The organism is Limosilactobacillus caviae (assembly GCF_014635905.1).
In the GTDB taxonomy this organism is placed as follows: Bacteria; Bacillota; Bacilli; order Lactobacillales; family Lactobacillaceae; genus Limosilactobacillus; species Limosilactobacillus caviae.
This window is the reverse complement of sequence record NZ_BMDS01000005.1, coordinates 203,626-212,842: the sequence shown is the minus strand read 5'-3', so window position 1 is coordinate 212,842 and position 9,217 is coordinate 203,626. Positions and strand designations below refer to the sequence as shown.

The following is a 9,217-nucleotide window of genomic DNA, read 5'->3' as shown; positions in this document are numbered from 1 at the left end:
CAATTATGGTCAAAATTCTGGGTATTTAGTAGTAGATTAACTCCACCGCCATTAAACATAGGAACAGTTGTTTGTTGCACTTTTTGAAGAAAGCCATCAGCTGTTTGTAGAAAGCCACTATTAGTTAATACATTCTTCAAGCCAGTCCAATTAGAATCACTTTTAATAGCGTTAACAGCATCGTTTTTAGCGATGTTGGTTTTAGTATTGGTCTCGGATTTAGTGTAGTAACTGCTAAACTGTTGACTGTTTGCCGTTATCCGTGCAGAAAGTTGTGTGATGTCATTAGCAACGTCTTCTGGAGCGGGGCGATAATCGGTAGCGACTGTGCCAACTTCAAGCTGGGGGTGATGGTAAGTTGTGGTAAAATCTTTACCTTGCAGCGTCCCCATTGGTCCCGCATACAGCCAAATATCATAAGGAATAGCATCATTAGGAGTTGTAAAAGTAAAGTTACGACGTTTGCCATCAGCGTTGAAATACCAATGAGCTGCTTCTTTATTGATAAATTTACCATCTAAGCTTTCCTTAAAGATTCTTACAGAAGCTTGCTCTACACCATTGGTATTCGTTGCCGAAACAGAAAACGTATATGTTTCACCAGGAGTCAAATTCCAATAAACTGCTTTATTGTCCCACGCAGGATATGGGTCAGTTGTCTTTGACTCAATAACAATATCAGTCCCACTATTAGGAATTAGATTCCGACCACCAACTTTCAAATTATTCATTCGATCGGTGACGCTATCAATATTAAACTTCAACCCATTAGCTGTAGCCTGTACGTCAGTTGTTTTAGCGTACCCATTTAAATCACTAGCAGTTAACCGAACGTTCAAAGCTTGATTAGTCAAATTAACAAAGTTCGTGTAGGTAGTATTATCAACTTTACCAGCCAACATTGTTTGCAGATTCTGTGCATCAAGCTTTAACTGTGCGATATCACCGTTAGCAGTACCAATAGTGGTTTGTAGACCTTTTACATCTACTTTAGTGGAATTAACATCTCCTGCTAAATTGGCGTAATTGACATTCAATCCTTTAACGGTGTTGGTTACATTAGCAATATTTTTTCCTTGCTCTTGTGCCCGCTTGGCTAAATCAGCAATTGAATTTTGAGCAGAGATATACTTTTGCAGTGCGTCAGACGCATCGGCCATTACCTTATTCAAGTTAGGAACAATATTATTATCATACTGACCTTGCAGATTGGTTACCGAATCGTTTAGCTTTTGCAAGCTTTCATCGGCAACTTTTTTATTATCTTCAATCGATTTATTAAGGTTCTCAATATCGGCATCGGCTTTCTGCTTATTGTTGATGATATCTACTTTGGCTTGGTTAAGCCCTTGTTGAGCGTCTGCAACCTTTTTCTTTATCTCGTCATCAGATAAATCTTTACGAATCCACTTACCAGACCCATCATCTTGCTTTTCAAATATCCAAAGTTCAGTTGAATTACCATTTTTCTTAAACCAAACATCATTGAACTTAGCGTTAGTTGGTGGTTCTGTTACGCTTGACGGAAACACAACTGTCCCGTCTGGCGCTCTTCTAAGTTGTAATTCTTTAATTGTTTGAGCAACACTACCTTGCCAAGGAACCATTTGATCAGAAGATGTTGTCTGATCAGCTTTTGAAGTTGCAGAAAGTCCACCATTAAAATCAAGTGTGTAACTACTGTTTGGAACAACAAAAGAATTACCTTGTTTATCTTCTAGCCGTAGCCAATCCCCTGCTTCAACAGCAGGATTTCCAAACCAATTCAGACTAAACGGGTAAAAAGTCAAGTCTTTCAATTGCTCCCAAATATCATTGAGCCGTTGTGGTGTCATGATATTATTTTCGAGTTTAATTTGCGAACCAGTAGCATCCCCCGCTTGATAAGTCTTGGTTTCCTCTGTACTCTCACCATCACGAGTTTTAGTGGTAAGCGTGACTTGACACTGAATACCATTAATCTTGTAGGCAGCTTCATTCTTCGTTAGTCCTGCTTGTTCATATTGACTAGGATCTAATTCATAGTTTGGTTCAGAAATTGTCCGAATTGTAAATAAACCTTGTCGATCAAACAGAGCATAGCCAACATACAACTGAGCAATCCAGCCAAGTGCTTTACGGTAGCTTTGACCAGTGATTGGAGCTGGCAAATCTTCTTGGTGCGGAAGACGTGCTAAATCATTAGTATTAGCTTTAACGCCTGATTGTGCACAAATCTCCGAAATGACATCTAATACTTTAGCTGGGTACGTTAATTTAGATGTATAAGTTCCCTCTAAGCCACAGAAACGATCACTAGCACTAACAGTCGTAAGATTATTATTTCGGTCCATCTTGATTTCACTGGAGATAATAAAAACGCCCAACGGTTCATAAACATAACCACTAGACGTTTTTATTCCAATGCTAGGACGAACTTCCATTCCCAGCTTCAATCCCTCAATAAGGTGAGAGAATTCAATCTGAACTGTATTTGAATACGTAGACCCAATTGCAAACGTATCACCATTGTAAGCTCCGGAATCATACTTCAAACTATTAATATCAGTTGCACCATATGTTTTACCATCAATCGTAACTTTAATATCCAAAGTTCGCTGTGAAGCTCGCCAAGCATTTTGAACTTCTTTTGATTGTGTTAACACTAATTAATCACCTCCTTATTGCTCAATCAGATCAAAAGATAAACCTTTCCAAACCGGTAATGATCCTACAAATGAATAAACGGGCGCTGTCCGATCGCCAACATAAAACGTCCCTGATCGAACTTGCCCGTCTACTGGATCTAAATATTCAACACTAAAAAATTCGGCCTTAACAGAATCCAAAATCTTTGAACATTCGGCTACTGTTAAAGCACCAAAAGTTAATGTTATTTTTCTTTTAGTTGCTACTCGATCACGATGTAAAAGACCTTGCGCATCACGGGTCGCCTTTGCATCAATATCTTGAATAGCAACTTGCATTGTTTGTGGGGCCGGATTAACCACTGTCCCAGAAATTTTTAGAGAATACAACCATCCATCTCCTCCTTAGATATTTAACATATTTCGACCATTCTTTTGATTTACCGCATTAATTCCTTTGATAGCATGTTCACCAAATGACTCGTCACCAATCTTAACGGTTAAGTGTAAATCAACTGGTTGGTTACTACTATTAGTGGTGTTTTGCATTTGTAATGCTTGAACAATGGCATTTACTAGGTTGGTACTCATTTCTTTGAATCCGCCAGTTTGCATTGTTGCATCATTGCTTACTGAAGATTCAGCATACATAGAATGTGGAGTAATCGCATTATTTGAGAGAGCTGTTGGAAGTTGTAATCCTCCACCAAAGTTTCGATTCATAAATGCAATTGCTTCGTTAATCCGTTGCATACCTAGTTCACGGTTCATTAGTGGGATAACCATTTCAGGCTTATCACCTTCACCAATTTCATAGAAGCCGTGCTTAGAAATTAGGCCACCATCTTCATAACCGTGTCCATGACCAATAACTGCCAACATGCCGCGTGCTCCATAAGTTTGCTTGGCGTAGTTGATAGCAGCGAGCATGTTATCATACCCTTTCATAATGTTGCCGTGTCCTGGAAAAGCAAATTGACGGAACGTTCCTGGCTTCGTTTGTAAAAGACCAGTTGCGTTTCCGTCAGCTAAACCATCGTTACCACCAATAGCACGTTCATTACCGCCTGATTCTGTTTGAATTTGACGAACCCAAGCATTTACATAATCAGCACTGGCAGGTAAGCCGTTCTTGCGCAATGCTTTCTTAACAGCACTACGCCAACCTTCCGCACCTGGTCCGGTTTGATGAGTTGCACCACCGAATTGGTCAATAACTTTTCGTGCCCAGTTCATCATACCCTTCTTTTCTTCGTTAACAGCACCCTTGGCGAGTTTTAGCGGTACCTCGCCTGCTCCCCAATCATAGGTCACAAACTTATCGACAATATAGTTAACGAGTTTTTCAGGATGAGCAATGTCATCTGTAACATTTTCCAGTTCATCCATTGCAGCATCAAAGAATCCACCAATACCGCTAAAAAGACCGCCAAAGTTTAAACTGCTAAGTACTCGACTAATTCCACTAAAGTCAAAATTAAAGCTACCAATCCCACCAGCATATTTAGGAACCATGTTTGCTAATTCGTTAGCGGTATCAGTTGCAGTCTTGACCTTAGTACCAGCCGGCAGATAAGTTAAGAAATTACGTTTAGCAGGGAATAGTCCTTGCTCACCATTAGGGAGTTCATAACTTTCTCGGTAAATATCACCGTCTTGGTCATTAACTAATGCTAATCCACCTGGGTGATTTTGTGTCCCTGTTTTGTAGGCGTTCCAGTTAAAGTAACCCCAACCAACAGAACCACCGCCAAGCTTCCCTAATACCCAGTTAATCCCTTCACGAATTTTATCGGTTGCTTTTTGAACAGGTCTAACAATAGCATCAACAACTTTACCAACAGCACTACTAATATTATGAAGTCCACTAGTAATACCGCCACCAATAGTGCTCCCAAGTCCACCAGCCCATGAGCCAAGTGTTCTCGAAGTACCATCTCTAAAATTAGAAACCCAACTTCCTAACCGTTCACCAGCATTCTTGGCTGCATTGTAAGCACCACTAATACCATTGCCTACGTGACCGCCTAAATTACCAGCCCAATTATGAATGCTACTATTAGCATCATTAAAGAAACTTCTGGTCCATTCAGATAATTTATTACCAGCATTAACAGAACCTGAGCGTGAAGATTCAGAGCCGTTATTAATATGGTCACCTAAGCGTTCAGCCCATTGGCGTACAAGACCACTAGCTGATTCTCTAAAATCTGTTGTCCAAGATTTGAGTTTCTCACCAGCATTTTTGGCCATTGATTGACCATTTTCAACACTGTCGTTGATGTTAGAGCCAATTTGTGATGACCAACTATGGACCTTTTTCTTGGCATTACCAATGAAATCTGTTGTCCAGTCCTTGATCTTACTGCCAGCCTGCTTGGCAAATTTCTTACCCTTTTCCACATCCGTATTGATATTTGAACCAATCTTTTGCGCCCAGGATTTAATATTTTTCTTGGCATCAGCAACGAATCCAGTAGTCCAAGATTTAAGCTTATTACTACCAGCAACAGCAAGTTTCTTACTCTTTTCAACATCTTTATTGAAGTTAGTTCCGATACCCGAAGCCCACTTCTTCAATGTTTTTTGAGTATCACTGATAAAACCAGTAGTCCATTTACCAATGTTCTTACCAGCTTTTTCAATATCTTTCTTACTCTTGCCAATATAGTTACTGATATTTGGTCCAACTTGTTTAGCCCAAGACGTAAAGTTATCTAGGATTTCATGTGATTTAAAGCCAATAGCTTCAACCCAATCTTTAGGCTTTTTACCTTTGCCATATTTAGCCCATCCATCGCTAAACTTAGCAGCACCAGTACCACCCCATTTACCGATAAACGAGCCAATCTGTTGTCCAATTGCAGCACCTAGTGGTCCACCAAAGAACAAGCCGATACCACCACCGATGGCACCACCAATTCCAGAACCGAAATCCTTAAATTTAGTTTCTTTGTTCTTAGCTTTGATACCTTTATAAATATCAATTCCAGAAGTTACAGCAATCATGGCGGTTGATAAACCGATACCTAGCTTTTGGCCAAGCTTTATCGGTTCGCCAGTTTTAATAGAAGACTTAGCCGATTTAAGAAAGTCAGTTTTAGCGAGGTTAGTATTTTGCCACTTCTTGTTAACTTCGTTCCATAAATCTTTAAGCTTACCGACACCGGTCTTAAAATTATCAAACTTAATTTTAGCTAGTTCTTGAATTTTAGTAATTGGGTGTTTACTAAAATCAATCACCGTTCCCAGTAAGTCATCAGCATACTTAGCACCATGCTTAAGCTTATCAAAACTAAGCATTGTAACTATTTTAAGGGTATCGGTAAAGTCCTTAATACTTGAAATAGTTTTACCTGCAACTTTAAGACTGAACATTGTCATTAAAGTAGTAGTCATTACTTTAACTGCTGTTTGGTGATGATCGATCCAATCAGATAAGAGGTTTAATGCACCTGTTAGTAATTTCAATGCACCAACAATGGCAAAACCTGTAATCTTTGCTAACGGTTTAAGGAAACCATTAAAGAACCATTCAAAAATTGGTTCAGCAGCTTTAATCACACTGTGAACAACCTTCAATGCAGCTGCTAATAGATTGAAGAAGTCTGGAAGTAAGTTAGTAATTGTGAATTTCTCTAAAGGTAGCAAAACATTCTTATAAGCCCACGCTAAACCATCCCACACATCCTTAGTTACTGGACGAATAGCTTTTAACAGGTTATCAATTGACCGAAGTAATGGTGTAAAATCCATCTTTTTAGCCCAGCTAGCAGTATAGTTTTCCATATCGCTTAAAGCGCTAAGCATATCATTGACCATACCTAATAATGTTTTAAAAATAGAAGTTCCAACATTACCATGCTTCCACGCCTTATCAAATTGGTCATCCATATTGGCACTTGCATTAGCAACTCCGGTTATAAGTTTAATAATGTTTTCCCAAATTGAAACACCTAATTTAGAGTGATTCCAAGCCTCATCAATAGATCCGGTCATATCTTTGAAAACTTTAAGGGCATTGTTGATTGCATTGAGAATAGCTTGCCACATCTTAGTTCCGTTATTGCCGTGTTGCCACGCCTCATCAAAAGCTTTAGCAATATCACCAATGAATTTAACTAGGTTAGTAGCCAAATCTAAGAGATTAGCAAAAATCCTTTTACCAAGATCACCAGTATTCCATGCTTCACGAAATGATTCAGCTATGTGGTGGATAGCAACAAGAATGTTATTCAACGAGTCAAAAATTGTTTGAATAAACCTTGTCCCTCGTCCACCTTCTTCCCATGCTTCGGCAAATGCCCTCGCAATGTCGCCAATAATATTCAGCATATCCGCTAATAGTTGCAATAAGTTCTCCATTACTTTTTGCCCGGTACCGTTATCCCAGACATGTAAGAATGAATTACCTACATCACCTAATAGACGTTTAATTTCTTTCCATGAATACTTAGCAGCATCAACAACAGCTTGGCCTTTTTCGTCCCAAGCTTTTTTCATTGGATCAAAGATTTCACCTAAAACCTTTTTAACCTTGTTAGCTGCATCAATTGCATTTTGAGAAGCTTCTAACGGGACATTCCAGTCAAGGCCTGGATCGCCCTCATCACCAGCTCCACCATCGTCAATACCAGGATCATCAAAGATTGGCGTATCTTGCTTTTGTTGTGGAGTGAATTTCTCTAGTGGCTGGGCTTCAAAGCTACCATTATCACTATTGTTTTTGTTATTATCTAAAACATTTAACTCATCAAAGCCCATAAGTGATGCTTGAAGGTCTTCATTAGCCTTCTTAGTATCTTCAAAGGCTTTCTTAGCTTGTTCGTTAGCAGCCTTAATCTTTTCGTTTTCAGCCGCTACTGCCGCCGCACCTTGACGGTTAGCTTCGGCAATCTGTTGGTTAGCACGCTGAACTGCCTTCGCTTGTTCCTGCTGTTGCTTCTTGACCGCATCACTGGCTTTACTTGCCGCTTTTGAAGTATCGTTCATCGCACGAACTTGGTTATAAAGTCCTTGGGCCCCACTACGAGCACCAGAAAGGCTCATACCAGTTAAAGCAGAAGTAAATTGAGCAATCCAACCAGTCGCTTTACGCAAGGCATTCATCAAAGCATTAATAGCAGGCAAAACGTAACTATAAATTGGATAGAAAGCAGTTAGCAGATTAACTTTAATCGCATTAAAGCTACTTGCAAATTGGCGGTTAGTCATCAATGCTGAACCCATTCCCTGAGCAAGCATCATGATACCTTGATACAGTAGCGTAAACACAATTAACTGACTGGCTAACATGCTCATTGCCATCTTGACACCCTTTAATCGTTCACTGAGTAAAGAAGCGCTTGTACCAGCTCTTCTCATTGAAGAACTGCCACTATCGCCCATGCGTCTAAATGACGAGGTGACGTTCGAAATTGTATTTCGTAACCGACTAAGCCGTGAACTTGTATTTGATGCGGTGTTACCTTCTTGAGCTAGTGTAGTGTTCACTCTTGAAGATGCGTTTCGTAATTCATCTCCACGAGAACTAACGTAACTATAAGCCTTAGCCAATTCATTACTTCGATTTACAAGGCGTTTATACTCTGCTTCGGTTTCTTTAAGTTCCTTGTTATTACCAGATGATCTACCAAGAACAGCATCTTGTGCTTTAGTTTCCGCAATAGTACGCCTAATCCGTTCAATCTTGCCTTCTGTTTGATCCATCTCACGTTCAATACGTTTGAGTGAATTTGGAATAGTATTAAGCTCTTGCGACATTTCTTGCGCAAGAGCTTTGGCTTGGTTCTGATAACGTTCCATCTTGACTTGTGCATTAGCAAGCTGTTCATCAAGTCGCATTGCTCTAACCTGACTGCCTTGTTTGCTCATATCAAGGTTATCTCTGCTAGCCATCAATGTTGCTATTCTACGTTGCATCGATTGCGCCTGTTGCATTTTTTCGTTGATGTGGGATACAAGACCATCAATTTCCTTCTTAGCTCGGGAAACTTCCGCTTGAATTTCATCATCAATTCCTAAATCAACCGGCCTTTTAGGCATATAGCTCTGAATTCTTTTTTCTTGGTAGTCATCGAAGCTTGAGTTTTTTATTCTTGGTCTAGGCTTTTCTTTAGGACGTACTTCTTGTTGAGCTTGTTTAACAGGAATATCACCTACAGTTTCACGAGCTACCTTAGTTTGTTGAGCAATTCGTTGTTGCATGTTAGATGCTTCTTGTAGACGCGCTGTCAAACTATCCAAGCTTTTTTCTGATTCGTTAACAGCTTCTTTGGAACTTTCAGCTTGCGCCTTGTTTCCTTCGATAATCCTATTAGTTGCATCATCTTGAACGCTAGCTGTACGCTCAATAGATTTTTGCTTAGAATTTTCAGTTTCTTCACGTTGACGAACTTCTTCTTTGGCTTTCTCATTTGCTTTAGAAGCATTGTCGTTCATGTTCTGTTGAATACGGTCCAAGTTGCTTTGGATTTTGACTTGCATATCGTTAGTCTTCTGATCGATGAGACTAGTCAACTCATCCATTTTCTGGAGCACATCCCCATAATTAGCTCTAAATCTTAACTCAAGTTCTTCCAAGTCCATTA

General features: G+C 39.6%; 2 protein-coding genes and 1 pseudogene. All 3 read right to left on the bottom strand.

Going from position 1 to position 9,217, the window contains the following annotated elements:
- Positions 1–2,645, bottom strand: a pseudogene (locus IEU90_RS08525) (hypothetical protein); the annotation flags it as partial.
- A 15-nt stretch (positions 2,646–2,660) separates the two neighbouring features.
- Entirely contained in the window at positions 2,661–3,017 is a 357-nt protein-coding gene (locus IEU90_RS08520; protein ID WP_079376042.1) for a DUF6711 family protein, read from the bottom strand.
- Positions 3,018–3,032: 15 nt separating this feature from the next.
- Positions 3,033–9,215, bottom strand: coding sequence for a lytic transglycosylase (locus IEU90_RS08515; RefSeq protein WP_188358009.1), 6,183 nt, complete (start codon positions 9,213–9,215; stop codon positions 3,033–3,035).
- Positions 9,216–9,217: the final 2 nt, after the last annotated feature.

What these genes read in the sequence shown, in the direction of transcription:
- IEU90_RS08515 (WP_188358009.1), bottom strand. Translation starts at nt 9,215, where the DNA reads ATGGACTTGGAAGAACTTGAGTTAAGATTTAGAGCTAATTATGGGGAT.